This is a genomic window from Marinomonas sp. PE14-40 (genome assembly GCF_051623805.1).
Lineage (GTDB): Bacteria > Pseudomonadota > Gammaproteobacteria > Pseudomonadales > Marinomonadaceae > Marinomonas.
Window position 1 is genome coordinate 2,396,627 of the sequence record NZ_CP130700.1, and the last position, 17,181, is coordinate 2,413,807.

Annotated in this window: 19 protein-coding genes; 2 read left to right on the forward strand and 17 right to left on the reverse strand. The window is 39.7% G+C overall.

The features are described 5' to 3' along the window. Positions 1-54: 54 nt before the first annotated feature. Genes Q0A08_RS11045 through ccmA form a run of 9 tightly spaced genes read right to left on the reverse strand, consistent with a single transcriptional unit; the run spans position 55 to position 6,813 of the window. Entirely contained in the window at positions 55-1,242 is a 1,188-nt protein-coding gene (locus Q0A08_RS11045; protein WP_438467219.1) for a c-type cytochrome biogenesis protein CcmI/CycH, read from the reverse strand. Continuing rightward, positions 1,242-1,664 carry a cytochrome c-type biogenesis protein gene (locus Q0A08_RS11050; protein ID WP_438467221.1) on the reverse strand — a complete coding sequence of 141 codons (423 nt, stop codon included), beginning with the start codon at positions 1,662-1,664 and terminating at the stop codon, positions 1,242-1,244. The genes Q0A08_RS11045 and Q0A08_RS11050 overlap by 1 nt, the downstream gene beginning before the upstream one ends. Next, a complete protein-coding gene (locus Q0A08_RS11055; protein ID WP_438467222.1) occupies positions 1,661-2,194 on the reverse strand; it encodes a DsbE family thiol:disulfide interchange protein in 534 nt (177 codons plus the stop codon). The genes Q0A08_RS11050 and Q0A08_RS11055 overlap by 4 nt, the downstream gene beginning before the upstream one ends. Beyond that, on the reverse strand, positions 2,191-4,134 hold the full coding sequence (locus tag Q0A08_RS11060; RefSeq protein WP_438467224.1) for a heme lyase CcmF/NrfE family subunit: 1,944 nt from the start codon (positions 4,132-4,134) through the stop codon (positions 2,191-2,193). Before Q0A08_RS11060 ends, Q0A08_RS11055 begins: the two co-directional genes overlap by 4 nt. A gap of 53 nt (positions 4,135-4,187) precedes the next feature. After that, positions 4,188-4,625 carry a cytochrome c maturation protein CcmE gene (gene ccmE / locus Q0A08_RS11065; protein ID WP_438467226.1) on the reverse strand — a complete coding sequence of 146 codons (438 nt, stop codon included), beginning with the start codon at positions 4,623-4,625 and terminating at the stop codon, positions 4,188-4,190. Further along, the gene (gene ccmD / locus Q0A08_RS11070; RefSeq protein ID WP_438467228.1) at positions 4,625-4,801 is read right to left on the reverse strand and encodes a heme exporter protein CcmD; all 177 of its coding nucleotides are present in this window, start codon (positions 4,799-4,801) and stop codon (positions 4,625-4,627) included. Before ccmD ends, ccmE begins: the two co-directional genes overlap by 1 nt. Beyond that, on the reverse strand, positions 4,791-5,537 hold the full coding sequence (locus Q0A08_RS11075; protein ID WP_438467230.1) for a heme ABC transporter permease: 747 nt from the start codon (positions 5,535-5,537) through the stop codon (positions 4,791-4,793). The genes ccmD and Q0A08_RS11075 overlap by 11 nt, the downstream gene beginning before the upstream one ends. Further along, a complete protein-coding gene (gene ccmB / locus Q0A08_RS11080) occupies positions 5,537-6,199 on the reverse strand; it encodes a heme exporter protein CcmB (RefSeq protein WP_438467232.1) in 663 nt (220 codons plus the stop codon). The genes Q0A08_RS11075 and ccmB overlap by 1 nt, the downstream gene beginning before the upstream one ends. Next, entirely contained in the window at positions 6,199-6,813 is a 615-nt protein-coding gene (gene ccmA, locus Q0A08_RS11085) for a cytochrome c biogenesis heme-transporting ATPase CcmA (protein WP_438467234.1), read from the reverse strand. Before ccmA ends, ccmB begins: the two co-directional genes overlap by 1 nt. A 166-nt stretch (positions 6,814-6,979) precedes the next feature. Between ccmA and fliK the strand changes: the two genes are divergently transcribed. Then, a complete protein-coding gene (gene fliK / locus Q0A08_RS11090) occupies positions 6,980-9,088 on the forward strand; it encodes a flagellar hook-length control protein FliK (protein ID WP_438467236.1) in 2,109 nt (702 codons plus the stop codon). Continuing rightward, positions 9,088-9,327, forward strand: coding sequence for an EscU/YscU/HrcU family type III secretion system export apparatus switch protein (locus Q0A08_RS11095; RefSeq protein ID WP_438467238.1), 240 nt, complete (start codon positions 9,088-9,090; stop codon positions 9,325-9,327). Before fliK ends, Q0A08_RS11095 begins: the two co-directional genes overlap by 1 nt. 49 nt (positions 9,328-9,376) lie before the next feature. Here the strand turns inward: Q0A08_RS11095 and Q0A08_RS11100 are convergent, their stop codons facing one another. From Q0A08_RS11100 to Q0A08_RS11135, 8 genes are all read right to left on the reverse strand, one after another. Beyond that, on the reverse strand, positions 9,377-9,787 hold the full coding sequence (locus tag Q0A08_RS11100; RefSeq protein ID WP_046015184.1) for a DUF2802 domain-containing protein: 411 nt from the start codon (positions 9,785-9,787) through the stop codon (positions 9,377-9,379). 18 nt (positions 9,788-9,805) lie between these two features. Continuing rightward, complete coding sequence (locus tag Q0A08_RS11105) at positions 9,806-10,288, reverse strand: chemotaxis protein CheW (RefSeq protein WP_438467240.1); 483 nt, start codon at positions 10,286-10,288, stop codon at positions 9,806-9,808. Positions 10,289-10,330: 42 nt separating this feature from the next. Next, complete coding sequence (locus Q0A08_RS11110; RefSeq protein WP_438467242.1) at positions 10,331-11,371, reverse strand: chemotaxis protein CheW; 1,041 nt, start codon at positions 11,369-11,371, stop codon at positions 10,331-10,333. Beyond that, positions 11,372-12,145 carry a ParA family protein gene (locus Q0A08_RS11115; RefSeq protein ID WP_438467244.1) on the reverse strand — a complete coding sequence of 258 codons (774 nt, stop codon included), beginning with the start codon at positions 12,143-12,145 and terminating at the stop codon, positions 11,372-11,374. Between the two features lie 73 nt (positions 12,146-12,218). Then, a complete protein-coding gene (locus Q0A08_RS11120) occupies positions 12,219-13,064 on the reverse strand; it encodes an OmpA family protein (protein ID WP_438467246.1) in 846 nt (281 codons plus the stop codon). Next, entirely contained in the window at positions 13,054-13,794 is a 741-nt protein-coding gene (locus tag Q0A08_RS11125; protein WP_438467247.1) for a flagellar motor protein, read from the reverse strand. Before Q0A08_RS11125 ends, Q0A08_RS11120 begins: the two co-directional genes overlap by 11 nt. Further along, positions 13,794-14,858 carry a protein-glutamate methylesterase/protein-glutamine glutaminase gene (locus Q0A08_RS11130; RefSeq protein ID WP_438467249.1) on the reverse strand — a complete coding sequence of 355 codons (1,065 nt, stop codon included), beginning with the start codon at positions 14,856-14,858 and terminating at the stop codon, positions 13,794-13,796. The genes Q0A08_RS11125 and Q0A08_RS11130 overlap by 1 nt, the downstream gene beginning before the upstream one ends. Positions 14,859-14,885: 27 nt before the next feature. Continuing rightward, entirely contained in the window at positions 14,886-17,180 is a 2,295-nt protein-coding gene (locus tag Q0A08_RS11135; protein ID WP_438467251.1) for a chemotaxis protein CheW, read from the reverse strand. Between the last annotated feature and the right edge of the window lies 1 nt (position 17,181).

Genomic DNA, 17,181 nt, shown 5'->3' on the forward strand with positions numbered 1-17,181 from the left:
GACTTACATCAATAAAGTTAATGATATTATCAAGCTAAGTCCCATCAGTTGCAATTACAACTCGATAGAGATATGAAAAACTTTGTTCTGATTTACCAAAACATCCTTTAATTTAGCAATTTCTAAGCCTTTAGTCAGATCCTGATCGCTAGAACTGGCTAATTTTACAACTAAATCAACCTTTTGAGCTTCAGCAAGTGTCATGCCTGGCATAAGGTTATCTAGATTAGTCAGCTCAACTTGAGATAACAAAGCCTCATGACCCAAACGCTTTATCGCTATTGGCATTGGTCTTAAAGGTAATTTAGCATAAACAAGAAAAACAGCATCTGACGCCAGTTTATCTGGATTTTCTATGCTAAAACTTAGTTTAATTTTATGACTAATCAAACTAGGCACTTGCTCTTGTGTAATACCACCTATTTCTCGAGCTTGCTGTATTCCTTGTAGAAGGCCTTCTCTTTCTGCAATGCTTGCACCAAATTTTATTGCTTGCTGCCAAACCAACACCGCTTCTTTATATGCTCCACGATCAAACTCAATAATACCCTGTAGACCTAAAGCAGTTGAGTTATTAGCATCAATTGCGAGTATCTGCGCAATCACAGATTCAAGCTTAGGATCAACTTTTCTTTGATTAGCAAAGAAAATACTTTGTGCGTATTCAGTTAGAATCACTACCACATCATTCGGGTCTTCCGGAGGATTATTCATGGCCTGCTCAAAAGCAAATTGCGCTCCTAAGTAATCCTGTTGGCTTACTTTATCTTGAGCAACAAAAAACCAATCTTGAGGCCTTTGATTCTTTTCAGCACGAAATAGTAAAAACTCACTCATACCTTCTTGAGTTATGTTACCCGATCGCATCTTCTCAGTAAAAATCACTTCTTTAGAAAATCCTAGATGCTGGTATAAAGCGACAGACCCAAGCGTCGCCATAACAAGTATTAAAGCGAACATCTGACTAGGCAGTCGCCCAGCATTTTGCGTAAAGTTGTCTCTAATAGTTTTAGAGGGTTCAGAAGCAAGATTTATTTCTGTTGCTAAATCCGCTTTTAATACACTGGCTTCAGCATCACTAATTCGGCCAGATTGACACTCGTCATCGATTTCAGCCGCTCTGACTTTAGAGAAATTTGCCAAATCAGATTCAGTATCTTCAAGCATGGTACGCTTAACATAATAGGCAACATAAGTGAGTGACAATACTAAAATTGCCCCCATCAAAATCCAACTAAGCATTAGCCTTTAGTCCTCTGTTTTCTACGTTTTGCATTTCTACGTATGACCAAAATAAATCCGAGTAAACCTATACCTAAAATGATAAATGGTCCGTACCAGAGGATGAAATTAACGCCCTTTTTTTGCGGGCTATACAAAACAAATTCACCGTATCTTGCCACCATATAAGCTAAGATTTCGGTATCACTTGTACCATCATTTACCATGTCATAAACATGAGTACGTAAATCTATAGCGATTTGTGCATTAGAGTCCGCTAAGTTTTGATTTTGGCACTTAGGGCAACGCAACTCACTGATTAAGTCATGGTATCGAATTTGGTCAACATCAGACTTAAAGTTCAGCACCTTTTCAGCTTCGGCGCTCAAAGAGAGACTGAAAAAAGCCAATAGAGCAATACTTAAAAAACGTAAACTTATCATTTCAAATAACCCTTCATTTCTTGCCACACTTGCTCATTAACAATTCCTTGATGACGATAGGTCACAACACCTTCTGCATTTACAACAAAGGTTTCTGGTGCGCCAGTGACCCCCATATCAACACCAAAATTGCCTAGCTCATCTAGCAATACAACAGAATAAGGATCACCTTTTTCATCAAGCCATTTAATCGCCGCTGGTGTTTCATCTTTATAGTCAATTCCGACTATATTGATACCTTCAGAAGCAAGTTTCATTAGATAATCATGCTCAAAGCTACAAGCGGGACACCATGTCCCCCAAAAGTTGATTAAGAAACCTTGTTCTCCAAGGTCCTGCTTATTCATGATCTTGTTCGATTCAAGGCTAACCAAAGAAAAATCAGGCAAAGTTTTACCGATTAAAGCAGAAGGCATGTATTGAGTGTCTTTACCTAACTGAGAAAAGAAAACTCCCGCTAATAAGGCAAAAACTAAAAAAGGCATAAATAACGCAACTTTTTTCATTTTACTATTTTTACCCTCACTCATATTCTCGCTCCTGCTACTTTTCTATAACGCTTATCCAATGCTGACAGGAATCCACCTAACATCATTAAAATGCCACCTAGCCAAATCCAGCGAACAAAAGGCTTTACATGTACTCTAAGTCCCCAAGTATTACCATCTAGTTGTTCGCCTAAAGAAAGATATAGATCACGGAATAATCCAGCATCAATGGATGCCTCTGTCATCATCTGGGTTCGCGCCTGATACACACGTTTTTCTGGAGTCAAAGAAGCAACTTGACGACCATCTTTAAAGACAGAAACATTCGCTCTATCAGCGGTATAATTAGGGCCTTGAACTTGCGACACACCATTAAAGACAAACTCATAACCTGACAGTGTTACACTATCGTTCTGCGCCATACGAACCATTTCTTCTTGGCTTTGTACACTCACAAACAAAATACCAATCAAACTTACAGCCATCCCCAAGTGAGCAATCAACATCCCATAATAGTTACGAGGCAGTTTTTTAGCTCTTTGCCACCAGTTTGACCCTGCATTTCCAAGTTTAGAAATCCAATCAATTAGGCTTAGCAACAACACCCAATAAGCAACAAACAAACTGATAAGTGTAATCCATTCAAACTTTTGCCAGATTAAGGTAATGCCTGTTAACACGCTGGCTAAAATAAAAGGAAATAAAAGCTGCTTAATTAAGGTATCCAACTTGGTACGATTCCATTTCAATAGCGGCCCTATAGCCATTACTAACATTAGAATCAAAGCTATTGGCGAAAACATACTATTAAAGTAAGGAGCACCAACCGATATTTTCCCCATATCAAGAGCATCAAACAATAAAGGGAATAAAGTACCTAGCAATACAGTTAAAGTTAAAGTAACTAACACAATATTATTAATTAAAAGCCCTGCTTCCCGCCCGGTAAATCCAAATGAGACATCTGATTTAACATCTGCTGCACGCATGGCATATAAGAGTAAGCTGCCACCTACAAACAAGAAGAGCAAAACTAGAATGAAAACACCACGAGTCGGGTCAGCGGCAAATGCATGTACTGATGTTAAAACACCAGATCGCACTAAAAATGTACCTAATAGGCTTAAACTAAAGGTAAAGATAGCAAGTAAAACAGTCCAACTTTTAAATACGCCTCGTTTCTCTGTCACAGCGAGAGAGTGAATCAAGGCGGTACCGGCAAGCCAAGGCATAAAAGACGCATTTTCAACAGGATCCCAGAACCACCAGCCGCCCCAGCCAAGTTCATAATAAGCCCACCAGCTACCTAGCCCTATACCTAAGGTTAAAAACGCCCAAGAAACAGATGTCCAAGGCCTTGCCCATCTTGCCCAAGAAGAGTTTAAATTACCTGAGATAAGAGCAGCGATCGCAAATGCAAAGGCAACGGAGAAGCCAACATAACCCATATAAAGCATTGGCGGGTGGATGATCAGGCCAACATCTTGTAATAAAGGGTTTAAGTCTGCGCCCTCTGCTGGCATATCAGGTAAAAGGCGTACGAAAGGTGAAGAGGTAAAGAGCAAAAAGGCAAGGAAACCTGTGGTTACAGTACCTAATGTCGCCAACACTAACGCTCTGATATCTTCTGGTAAGGTTTTCCCTTTGTAAGCAACAGCAGATGACCAACCACAAAGGATCAAAACCCATAGCAACAAAGAGCCCTCGTGTCCGCCCCAAACAGCACTCAACTTAAATACAAATGGGAGTAAGCTATTTGAATGCTGGCTAACATAAAGGACAGAAAAGTCATCTACAGCAAAACTATAAGACAAAACAATAAAGCTAAACAGCACAAGTAGACTCGACACATGAGTCAGTGGTGTTGAATAAGCCATTAAAACTTTATTCTTTTTGATATATCCTAAAATAGGAATAAAAGATAAAGCTGATGCAAAAAACAGCGAAAGAATTAACGCAAAGTGACCAATTTCAGGCAACATGAAAGATACAACTCACTATAAATTAAGATTCGTTAGGTTAGATTGAACTATCATCAATCTTCTTTTTTCTTGGCATTTTCCAGCGCTTCTGTAATCTCTGGTGGCATATATTTTTCATCATGCTTTGCCAACACTTCTTGAGCTATCAACACCTTATCTTGATTCAACTTGCCTTGTGCAACGATTCCTTGCCCCTCTCTAAACAAGTCTGGCAAGATACCCTTGTATTCAATTGTTACCTTATGAGCAAAGTCAGTCACTTGAAATTGAACAGCCAAACTTTTCGGGTCGCGCTTTACACTTCCATCTACAACCATACCACCGACTCGGAGCATCACATTATCAGGAGCTTCGTCCTCGGCAATTTGACTTGGTGAGTAGAATAAATTGATATTCTGCTGTAACGCATAAAGCATTAGCCCTACCGCAGCGCCAATAATGATGAGGATAGCGCTTATTGTAATTAAGCGTTTTTTTCTAACTGGATGCATTAACTCTTCTGCTCCCTTAAATACCTTTGTTTAAGCCTTTTTATCTGATTTTTTTTCGCTTTTACACTCGCGAGATAACTTCCTAAAAGTAAAATCAGAGAAATGCCATATACAGACCACACATATAGCCCATGAGTTCCCATGGAAATGAACTCATTTATTGATTCAAATGCCATTATCTAAAATTTCCTTTTTAACCCAATTTGATCTGTGTTCACGAACTAAAACTTCTGTTTGCATACGCCACATAGCAACAGCGGCAATAAAGCCGTACATACCTACAGTTGATAATAACAAAGGGAGCCACATCTCCATTGGCATTGCAGGTTTTGCAGTAATAGTAAAAGTTGCAGGTTGATGAAGCGTATTCCACCATTCAACAGAATACTTAATGATAGGTAGGTTAATAAGGCCAACGACGCTAATAACTGCAACAGCCTTATCTGCCAGCTGCATATCATCTAGGCTGTTTTGAATGGCTATCACTCCCATGTAGAGTAAGAATAGAATCAATACAGAAGTTAATCTTGCATCCCATACCCACCAAGCACCCCAGGTTGGTTTACCCCAAATAGCACCAGATACGAGTGCGATCAATGCCATTACAGCACCTAAAGGCGCAACAGCCTTAATAAAAACAGGGGCCATCTTCATACGCCAGACAAGGGAAACGAGACCAGCAACACCTAATCCTAGATAACAAGACTGTGCTAAAATAGCACTTGGTACATGAATGTAAATAATACGAAAGCTATTGCCTTGCTGATAATCTGCTGGGGCAAAAGCCAGCCCCCATACAATGCCGACAGCAAGCATCAAAAGACCAATCACAAAAGCGAACTTACTCCATTTATTCGCCCATTGAAAAAACCACTTGGGTGATCCCAGTTTATGAAACCATATCCAATTCATTAATTTACACTCGCTTTTATAGAGACCGCAGCCATAATGGGTGACAAGGTCAATGTCATTAAAGAAATAGCACCTAGGATAGCCAATTGACCGTTATATGGCTGCCCTATCTGCGCCGCAGCTATTGCTCCGGTTGAAAAAATAATCACTGGTAAATAAAAAGGTAAAATTATCAGCAGCATTAATACTGCACCTCGCCTTAAAGACACGGTTAAAGCAGCGCCTATTGTACCAATCAAAAACAGTGCAGGGCTGCCTAAAATCAGAGTTAAAATTAAAACCCACAATATTTCCCAATTTATAAACAGCATCTGCGACAAAATAGGCGTCAGAATCAATAAGGGAAGCATGATAGCAAGCCACTGCACCGCAAGTTTTAACAAAACTAAAACGGGTAAATACAAACCACTGACAACAAGCTGTTCAAGAGAACCATCGTTATAATCCTCTTTAAACATACCTTCCACAGACATGAGCACAGCTAAAGCAACAGCACACCAAATAATGCCACCAGCAGCGGGTTGCAAGAATTCTTTTGAAGGGCTAACGCCTAAGGGAAATAATGTAATCACCAACAAGAAAAAGACAAGCGCATTAACCGCATCTTGCTTACGTCGAAAGATTGCTAACACTTCGGAATAGAAAAAGGATGAATAAGTCATTAAACCAGTTTTATCTCTTTCACAGACAAGGAGTCATCAAGCGCTTGATGAGTAGTAAGTATCACTAAACCACCCGTATCTGTGTGTTGCTTTATCTTAGCTTCCAATACCGCGACCCCTTTCACATCCAATGCCGTAAATGGCTCATCTAGCAGCCACACTTTCTTGTCAGTTAACCATAACCTAGCCAAGGCAATACGCCTTTGTTGACCTGCAGAAAGTTGATGGGCCGGTGTATCCGAATATCCCGCCAATCCAACGGTTTCCAATGCAGTCTCAATTGCTTCGATCGATTGTCCAGGACAATACCAGTTTAAGTTTTCAGCGACACTAAACACAGCTTTTATGCCAGCATGATGCCCTAAATACAAAAGCTCTCTATGAAGTATGTCTCTGTGATAGCTTATATCTTCTCCAGAAAAAGTAATTTTTCCTTCGAGAGGCTGGAGTATGCCGGCAATTACCTTCAGCAATGTACTTTTACCAGCGCCATTTTCTCCCATGATTCGAGCGACTTCTCCTGCTTTAACAAAACAAGAAAAGTTTTCACACAGAAGTCTTTCCGATCGCTCTATAACCAAACCAGAAATGGATAAATCAAGATTTGCGTGCAAAGGTTTACCTAAATCAGCCGATATTATAGGAGTAAGACGCTAAACTATCTTACATACATACACTTGATTTAGCCTTAAAGAGTAAGAAAGCGACATATTGCTAAATCAAAAAGCGACTTATTATAAAAGAAAGCTATCTAAATAACGACTTTATTGGAACTTGTGAATGGCTAACCTCATTAACTCAATGACAAATGACAAGCTTAACCTGTTAAATGGCAATTCAGTTTCAACAAAGGAACTTGGAAAACTCACGAAATTAGTAAACGAAATTAAACTAATAGAGGGCTTTCAGCCAATTAAACTCACAGGCAGTAGGGAAGTATTTATTGATAGTAAACCTGCCCAGCTTTTAGAAGCTAGAACCATGGATAATAAAAGCTTTACCATGGTAAGTGAGCAAATACAGCCAGCACTCGATAAAGTAAAGCAGGCTGGATTAACTGTCGACAGCCCAAAAAAGCAATTTATCTTGAGCTTTAACGAGGAAACAAAACGAAATGAAGCTCAATCAAGAAGCTTGAAAAACGACTCAACTAGCTTAAAAAGCGAAAACACATATATAAAAAGCAACAACTTAGATCAAAAAAATCAAAACGCGATTATTAATAAACATTATCAAAATCAAGCGAGTGCCACAAGTGAGCCAAGAACGACTCCCCCACTCAATGGACAAAACAAGAATATAGAAATACCCGTACGCCTAGCCTCAAAAATCGAATATATAAGCGTATTAGCAAAGCTCCCATCACAAGATGAGCCCAAAGCAACTAACCCTCGCCAAAGCAGCCTATTAATAGACTCTCAATTAGTGAACCCGCCTCAGAAGCAAAAAACAGAAACTCAATTTAATCGTTATTCTCAAATAAAACCAGAAACCAATGCTCAGGGGCAATCTCAAAAAGGGCCTACAACCCCAGTAAGCATCAATAGTATACCTACCCAATCATTAGCAATAGACACGAAAATACCACAATCCGAAACCGAAGTTCAGCAAAAGCAATCTATTCAAAACTCAAACCCCACAGCTCAACAGGATAAAAGCCAAACATATTTAAGTAAGCCTTCTATAGAAGGTTCAGATTCTAAACAAATCACTAAACCTTTTTCACCAATACCAACAGCAATACAGCAAGAACAGAACCAGCTAAATGCAAAACCAATACAGGCTCTTTCAAGTAAACATGTAGCAGAAGCTATCACTCACAATTTCAAACCCAGCTTTAACTTAACCAGTAATAATCCAGAAAAAGCTGAGAGCCGTATAGTTCAAGGCCAAGTATTAAGCACTGAACTAATAAGCAAACCTAATCAATACAAGGTTAGCCAATCATCACAAGAATTCATATTAGAGTCCGCTCGGCCATTGAACCCAGGCGAAAAAATCCCTGTTATTAGGGACGAAAACGGTAAGCTACAGTTAATTCCAAATACTCAAGAGCTCCCAAGTAAAACACTCGATTCGAATTTGGCTAAAAGCCTTCCCCAACAGTTAACAAAAGCAGAGCTAAGCCAACTCATTCACTCCTTCAATCAAATACAGACAAACCCTGAGACCGATAAAAACACCCAAAGATTAATACAACAAATTTTAACTAGCATCCCTCAAAGTCAGAACATTGAATCACCTCAAGAGCTAAAGCAGGCCTTATCAAACAGCGGTCTATTTCTTGAAAATAAGTTATTTAAAAGTCCTGACAATTTAACTCATGACTTAAAAGCAAATTTACTAAAACTACAAACAAATCTAGCTCAACCCCAATCTGAATCAACTAACACTCAAACCTACATGAAAGAAAGTCTAGATCAAAAAACAGGTCTAGCTATATCACAAGCCATTGAACGAATAACGTCATCACAAATTAGAAACCTATTAGAAGCCAATAAAACTGAAGGCTTGAACTTACCTTTAACAATAGAGTTCCCAATTCAAGACAAAGGTGAAACGTCTGTATTTCAACTTCAAATAAATAAAGATCAAAATAGCAGTGCAGCGCCTCCCAATAAACGTAGATGGTTAGCTAAACTTCTATTCGATTTCCCTGAAACAGGAAAATTTGAAGCAAGGCTCAACGTGGAAGGTAATAAATTAGCGGTCATCTTTGTTGCTGAGGAAAGGGATACCGTAAATAGAATACAAAAACAAACAAGGAGCTTAACAAAACAGCTCACTAACAAAGGGCTTGAGGTTACTCAAGTAGATAGTTTCTGCAAACCTATTGAAGAAAAGACTCAGACAAAAGTAAAGCGTAACCTAATTGATGTGAGAACCTAATGAACAAGAAAGCAGTCGCATTACATTATGATTACCAAGGGGCTCCAAAGGTAAGCGCAAAAGGGAGTGGATTAATTGCCGAAAGAATAATGCAGGTAGCTGAAGAAAATGGCATTGTTATTCATAAAAGCCCAGAATTGGTAGAAGTATTGAGCAGTCTTGAATTAGGGGATGAAATCCCTGAAGCATTATATCTTGCTGTTGCTGAGATCATTGCTTTTGCTCATTCTCTCAAGTAATTCCGCCACTAATAAATTTGATAGGCAATAAAAAAAGGCCCTTAGGCCTTTATTCATATTTGTGATTAGCACTTCGCTTAGACTCTTTGAAGAGTAAATCGATTAACTCTGCTTCGGCGCGAATCAAACCACACTTTGCAACAAGATCATCAACAGTCGCGCCCATTTCTAATAGTTCCATTGCTCTATTATATGAAACACCACCTTCCTTGGAGAGAATCTCTGTTTGTCTTTCTACTGCAATGTTCAGTTTCTTTTCTATTGCTACCAAGCGCCTGCCCATGCCAATCGAACCTGAAGCCAATACTTGCACTTGTTTCTTTTGATTACTTTCACTTTCAGCTTGAAAAAGTAATGCTTTTTTCAATTTTTTAGAAATTACCAATATCCAAATTGATAAAGCAACCACCAAAATAAAAGACAAGACTAACAGCAGATTAAATAGCCATTGTGATTCCATTTAACACTCATACCCAACTTACATGGAAGAAATATCAGACCATTCATCTTCAGATAACAATCGATCTAAATCGACTAAAATCAATAAGGTGTCACTCTTATTACACACACCTTGAATGAATTTCGACGACTCATCATTACCAACATTAGGAGATGGTTCAATTTCAGATTGACGAAGATAAACCACTTCTGAAACAGCATCAACTAAAATGCCAATAACATGACCATCCACTTCTAGAATCATTATTCGTGTAGAGTCTGAAATTTCACCCGTTTGAATCCCAAACCTTTGGCAAGTATCAATAACAGTCACAACACTGCCACGCAAGTTGATAATACCAAGTACAAAAGAAGGTGCACCAGGCACTGGAGCAATCTCTGAGTAACGTAATACTTCCTTTACCTGCATTACGTTAACACCATAAATTTCATCGTCTAATCGAAAGGTCACCCATTGTAATACTGGATCATCTACTTCCTGTACCGCTCTACCTGTCGTCATATTATTTCTCCAAATGTGGAAAGATTGCGTTTACCTGCATCGTTATTTAAGATGAGCCTTAAATCCATTTTTAGGATCATCGAGCAATTCTATAAAACCTTGTACATCTAAAATAGCACACATATGATCAATTACTGTGCCAGCTAACCAAGGTCTTTTACTTCTATCTGATCGCCACTTCACCTCTGAAGGCTCCAACGAAATTGCTTCCGCAACATCTTCGCATGCTAAGCCCCAATTAGAGCGATCTAACTGGATTATAAACTTAAATGAGTCATGTAACTCACCTTTATAATGGTTCGGCATTACCCATTGAGCAGTATCTACAGTTCGAATTCTGAGGTCATTAACGCTTGAAACCCCAATAAACCAATTTGGTTGACCAAATATTTTGGTTACTTTTTCATAATCTGCTTTTTGAATACCACCTAATTCAACTAAGGGTACTGCCATCTTCAAACCACCAACATTGAACAATAAACACTCGAAACGGCTTTCAGCCCAAGGTAAAGGTTTGGTTTTATCGGAAACAAATTCTGTCTCAATGGAAGCAATTTCTTCCTGCTCTTTCGCAGGTTCTGATTCTACTTGCGTTTCCTGAACAGTTTCATCTAATTTAGTCTCTGATTCAGTTTTTTGCTCAGTTACTGAGTTGAGCTCGGTATTTTCTTCAGTAAGTTCTGATTGACCTAAGTGTTTATCTTCAACCAGTGCCTTCTCTAAAACGGGTTCGCTTTTTTCAACAAAACCAGTCTCATCTACTTCTGTTTCGTTCTCAAGCGCTGCAACAGCAAATTCAAAAGCGGCAAAGGCATCTTCTTCATTTTCAATTTCATGTAAAACACGCTCATCTTGCTGATCGTGCTTAATTTCAGCATCTGTTTTACCTTGAAGCTCTAACGCTTCTTGCTGCTTTTCACTATTTTTTTCATCACTAGCTTGCTCTTCACTAACCTGCACATCATCAGCATCAGGAATAGCGTCAACATGCACAGTGGCATCTTGGAGTAATTCATCCAAATAACGCTGAACTGCTAGCTGAGGCGCGATCAGCACTTCTGTTGATGGTTTATCGTCTTTCATTTAACTCATTGGCTCCAATAGCGTCGTCACCAAACTAGTATAAGCCTTAACACCCCTGGCATTATTATCTAAAGCAGATGGAGCAATACCTGCTGTACTTGCATCTCTCAACTTAGTATCAATAGGAATCACAGAATGCCAAACAGCTTCATCATAAGCTTCTTTTAGGCTTCTTAAACTTTTATTTGAAGCCTGGGTTCTTCTATCAAATAAAGTCGGCACAATTAAATAAGGAACGGGGCGCTTTCTAGCCCTATTTATCATGGTTAAGGTTCTAACCATTCGTTCTAAACCTTTTATTGCCAAAAACTCGGTCTGCACAGGAATAATAAGCTGCTGACAAGCCGCTAATGCATTAATCATTAAAACACCCAAAACAGGAGGGCTATCTATCAATACATAATCGTAGTCATCCCATAAAATGGCCAACGTCTTAGAAATGACGAGCCCCATACCACCTTGCGCTTGAGCATGACGCTCTAACGTTGCCAAAGCTGTAGATGAAGGCAATAAAGATAAATTTGGATGCCCTGTTTCTAGAATAAGTTCTTTTGGCAAATTCTCTTGGATTTTTCCATTACCTAGAAACAAATCATAAGCACTGTGCTCAATTGAGTCCGGATCAAAACGAAAATAGCTTGTTAAAGAACCATGAGGATCAAGGTCAACCATTAAGACACGATGACCCGCATCTGCAAGTAAACCTGACAAGGTTACTACACTAGTTGTCTTACCTACTCCACCTTTTTGGTTAGCTACCGCCCAAATGTGCACCTTGTATCCCCTAATAATGCCTATACTATTATTTTACTTACAGTTTCTATGATTATCTTATTGAAGTATATAACTATTCAAACAAGTAGTCGTATAGGTTTTCTGCTTCAATTTTACCAATTTTCAATGTTACTCGTCTGTTTCTTGCTCTTGAGAAGTCACTGTTATTTCTCACTTTTGGCTTCTCACTACTCAACCCCATCACAGCAATAAGTTTTGGATTAACACCACCGTTAATTAACTCATCAACAACTGACGATGCCCTAGCACTTGATAGTTGCCAATTTGAGGTATAAAAGTTATTAACTGGAAGATCATCAGTGTGCCCTTCAACAACAACAGGATAACTATATCGATTCAAGACCTGACTAATCGAAATAAGTACAGCAACAGCCTCATTGGTTAGCTCAAACTCTCCAGATGAGAAAAGTAATCCTGCTTTAAGTTCAATTTCAATCCAAAGCTCACTTTCATTTATTGAAATCAAACCGTTCTGCTGATATTCACCCATATGAGTTAGTATCATTTGATTAAGCTCTTGGACAACCTTAAGCTCTTTTTTCAATACTGTTTTTGGGTTCTGTTTTGGGCTAGGAATTGGATTACTATCCCTATCAGGTGTTAACTCTTGAAATACATCGTCCTCAGCCTCGCCAGTTGTCACTTGTCCAATATTAATCGGCTTAACAGATAACTGAACAGCCTCAAGTACACCTTCGAGAGTTTCTGTAAGAAGTTTAGAGTCACCCTGATTTTTTAACGATATGGAATAAAGCGCTACAAAAAAAGCAAAAAGCAATGTTATAAAGTCAGCATAAGACAGAATCCAGCGATCTTTGTTCTGATTCGTATCATTACGAACCCCTAAATGCCGTCTGCGTCTAGAGCGGTACCTTGAACCAGGTTTATCATTGCTCATAACCACTCAACTCAATATCAAGGCGGTGAGGATTTTTACCTGTCGCAATACCATAAATACCATCTACTATCAGCTGATAATACAATGCCTCTTTATCAACATAGTTTGTTAGCTTTTTAGTAATTGGAAAAATAATCAGGTTAGCAAAACCTTGTCCGTATAGTGTGGATACAAAAGCAACAGCAATACCGTGCCCTAATGCTTCTGGGCTATCTAAATTAGCCATAGCTTGAATTAGACCCAACACTGATCCCATAATGCCTAATGTTGGAGCGTAGCCACCAATTGATTCAAGAAAGTCCACACTAGCCATTCTCTTATCCCTAAACCTCAGAACCTCGTCATGTAATAACTCAGAGAAGCTTTCAGGATCAGCACCATCAATCGCCATCTGCAAAGCTCTTTCAGAAAAGCCATCATTTAATGAGTTTAGCTCCGACTCCAAGCTCACAACAGATTGACGCCTAGCTTGATTAGCTAATTTATAGATTAGTTCACGAGCATTACTAAATTCAAAAACGGGAGGGAATAATGACCATTTCAAAAGTGATAGTGAACGAGTTGCCTCTACAATGTTACTTTGTACAAGAGCGGCACCAAGACTACCAAAAATAACAATAATTGCAGAAGGGAGGTTTATCAGTAGTACCATTTCACCTCCACCGAGAAGGTTAGATAATACTACTGAAGAAAAGGCTATAAAAAGGCCGGCTAAGGTCAATAGATCCATTAACCAACCTCTTTAACAATACGCTCGCCTATTTGTTCTAGATGAATAACATCATCAGATAAATTAGCTTTTTCTACTGCCATTGGCATACCGTAGATAACACAAGTTTCTTCACTTTGTGACCAAACTCGAGAACCTGTATCTTTTAGCATCCTAGCGCCTTCACGTCCGTCAACGCCCATTCCAGTCATTACAACTGAAAGCACTCTTCCCGGGTAGCATTTTGACGCAGACCCAAAAGTCACATCAACAGAAGGCTTATAATTTAAGCGCTCATCACCATCAAGAATTCTGACACAGCCCCCATTTCTAGGATCTACCATCATCTGCTTACCACCAGGCGCTAATAATGCGACCCCTGCTTCAAGCTTGTCACCATCTTTTGCTTCTTTTACGGTAATTTCACAGATCTGATTTAAACGCTCTGCAAAAGCACCAGTAAAAGCAGCAGGCATATGCTGAATTAATACAAGTGGTGCCGATAAGTTTTTCGGTAACTTCGTTAAGACTGTTTGCAAAGCCATAGGACCACCTGTTGATGTTCCTATTGCGACTAAACTGACATTCTTACGCCTACGAGGAATGATTACCCCTTGCTCTAAGACAATAGGCGCTGGCGCTGCTTTCCTTTCTGTTGGAGCAGCAATTTTTGTCTGCCCCATAAAGCGAGTTCGTGCCACAGCTAAAACACGTTCAATTAAGGTTTTTTTCACCACTGTAGAATCACGCGAAATGTCTTCAAAGTTTTTTGGCATGAAATCGACCGCACCTGCTTCAAGTGCATCAAGCGTAACCCTTGCCCCTTCATGCGTTAATGAAGAAAACATTAAAACAGGTGTTGGTCGTGATTTCATAATGCTGGCGACTGCCGCTATACCATCTAGTACAGGCATTTCGTAGTCCATTGTCACCACATCAGGTTTTAGTGATTGCACCTTATCAACGGCTTCTTGTCCGTTGGTTGCAGTACCTATAACCTTTAAGCGTGGATCAGCATCAAAAATTTCAACCAGACGTCTTCGAAAAAAACCAGAATCGTCTACCACCAGTACATTTACTGGCATAAAGCGTCTCCTAAAAATCCAATTAACCTATCGCGATGCATAACTCTTAAGCATGCTAGGAACATCTAAAATTAATGCAATTCGTCCGTCTCCGGTAATAGTCGCACCAGCCATGCCAGATGTGCCTTGCAACATTTTACCAAGAGGCTTAATCACAACTTCCTCTTGACCGACTAACTGATCAACAACAAATCCGACTTCATTCATCCCAACCTGAACCACAACCACATGGGCTTCTTCTGGATTAAGATCGGCAGCCTGGCCTTTAACTAACCAGTGCTTCAAGTGGAAAATAGGCAGCGTTTTACCACGAATTACCACCACTTGCTGACCATCGACTATGTTTGTCTTTTTAAGATTTAAATGGAAGATTTCATTCACACTCACTAATGGGAATGCAAAGGCTTGATCTTCTAACATAACCATTAACGTTGGCATAATAGCTAAGGTTAAAGGCACTTTAATTGAGAAGCGCGATCCTTTACCCAAAACTGATTTAATATCTAATGTACCGTTAAGTTGAGAAATTTTTGTCTTAACTACGTCCATACCAACACCGCGGCCGGACACATCGGTAATTTCAACTTTAGTCGAAAAGCCAGGAGCAAAAATCAGGTTAAAAGCTTCATCATCCGATAATCGTTCAGCAGCATCTGTATCCATCAAGCCTTTCTCAACAGCTTTCTGACGCAGTTTATCGGCATCCATACCCGCACCATCATCTTCGATGGATAGAAGTATATGATCACCTTCCTGCTCAGCGGAAAGAATAACCTTACCGCCGCGAGGCTTACCGTTGGCTTCACGAATATCAGGCGCTTCTACACCATGGTCAACTGAGTTTCTCACTAAGTGGACTAATGGATCAGCAAGTGCCTCAACCAAGTTTTTATCTAAATCGGTTTCTTCACCTCTAAGCTCTAAATTAACCTCTTTCTTCAGGTTTCTAGCAAGGTCTCGAACAACTCGTGGGAAACGGCCAAATACTTTCTTAATTGGCTGCATTCGAGTTTTCATTACTGCATTTTGAAGATCGCCAGTCACCACATCAAGGTTAGCAACTGCTTTCCCCATTGACTCATCTTCACTTTGCAAACCAAGACGAACTAGACGGTTTCGAACTAATACAAGCTCACCCACCATATTCATAATGTCATCTAAGCGCTTAGTATCGACCCTAACCGTTGTTTCCTGAACAACAGGCGCGTTAGGTTTATCATCTTTGGCCTTAGCAGGGTCTTTCGCAACAACTTCTGCTTTTTTAGGCTTAGGTTTTGCTTCTGCTTTTGGCTTAGTTTTCGCCTCAGTCTTAGGTTTAGGCTTAGCTTTTGCTTCTTCTTTAGGCTTACTTTCAGGTACAGGCGTCTCTGGTGCTTGCTGCTTCTCAGCTTGCAAAGTATCTAATAAAGATTCAAATTCATCTTCTGTGATTAGATCAGAATCAGGGCCTGCAGCAGCACTTGCCACTTTTTCAGCTTTAGGTTTCTCGCTTTCTTTAGCCGCGTCTTGCCCAGGAGCACCACCTCCATGAAGTTGATTTAATAGTTTCTCAAATTCATCTTCAGTAATTTCATCTGAACTTGCATCTGTTGCTTGAGTTTCTTTAACAGGCTCTGGTTCTGGAGCAGCATCATCTGTTGCACCAGGTACACCTTCACCATGCAATTGATCTAGAAGCGCATCAAACTCACTTTCCGTAATATCATCACCGCCAGCCGGCGCAGCACTATCTGACTGCGAAGCTTCAGGTTGCACTTTAGCAGGAGCAGCTTCATCATCACCTAAAGCATTCAAAAGTGACTCAAATTCATCATCTGAAATGTCAACATTCTCATCTTCGGTTGTAGAGTTTACCTCTTCAACTTGCTCTTCTGGCTCTTCATCTACTACATCTTCAATTTCTACTTCAGTTTCTGCTTCTTCATCTTCTGTAGCTGGACAGGCATATTTACTCAAAGCGTTGATTATTTCAGGGTCAGCAGGCTCCGGCTCTCCACCTGCACGCACCACCTCAAACATTTCATTAACCGCGTCAAGAGCCTGTAACACAACATCCATAAGCTCTGCGGTAACGCTTCTCTGCCCATTACGTAAAATATCAAATACGTTTTCAGCGTAGTGACAGCAATTAACTAATGCATTTAACTGTAAAAATCCGGCGCCACCTTTAACTGTATGAAATCCTCTAAAGATTGCATTCAATAAAGCGATATCGTCTGGGTTTTGTTCTAAATCAACCAGTTGTTCGGATAGCTGTTCAAGGATTTCACCTGCTTCAACTAAAAAATCCTGTAGGATCTCTTCATCAACTTCGAAACTCATC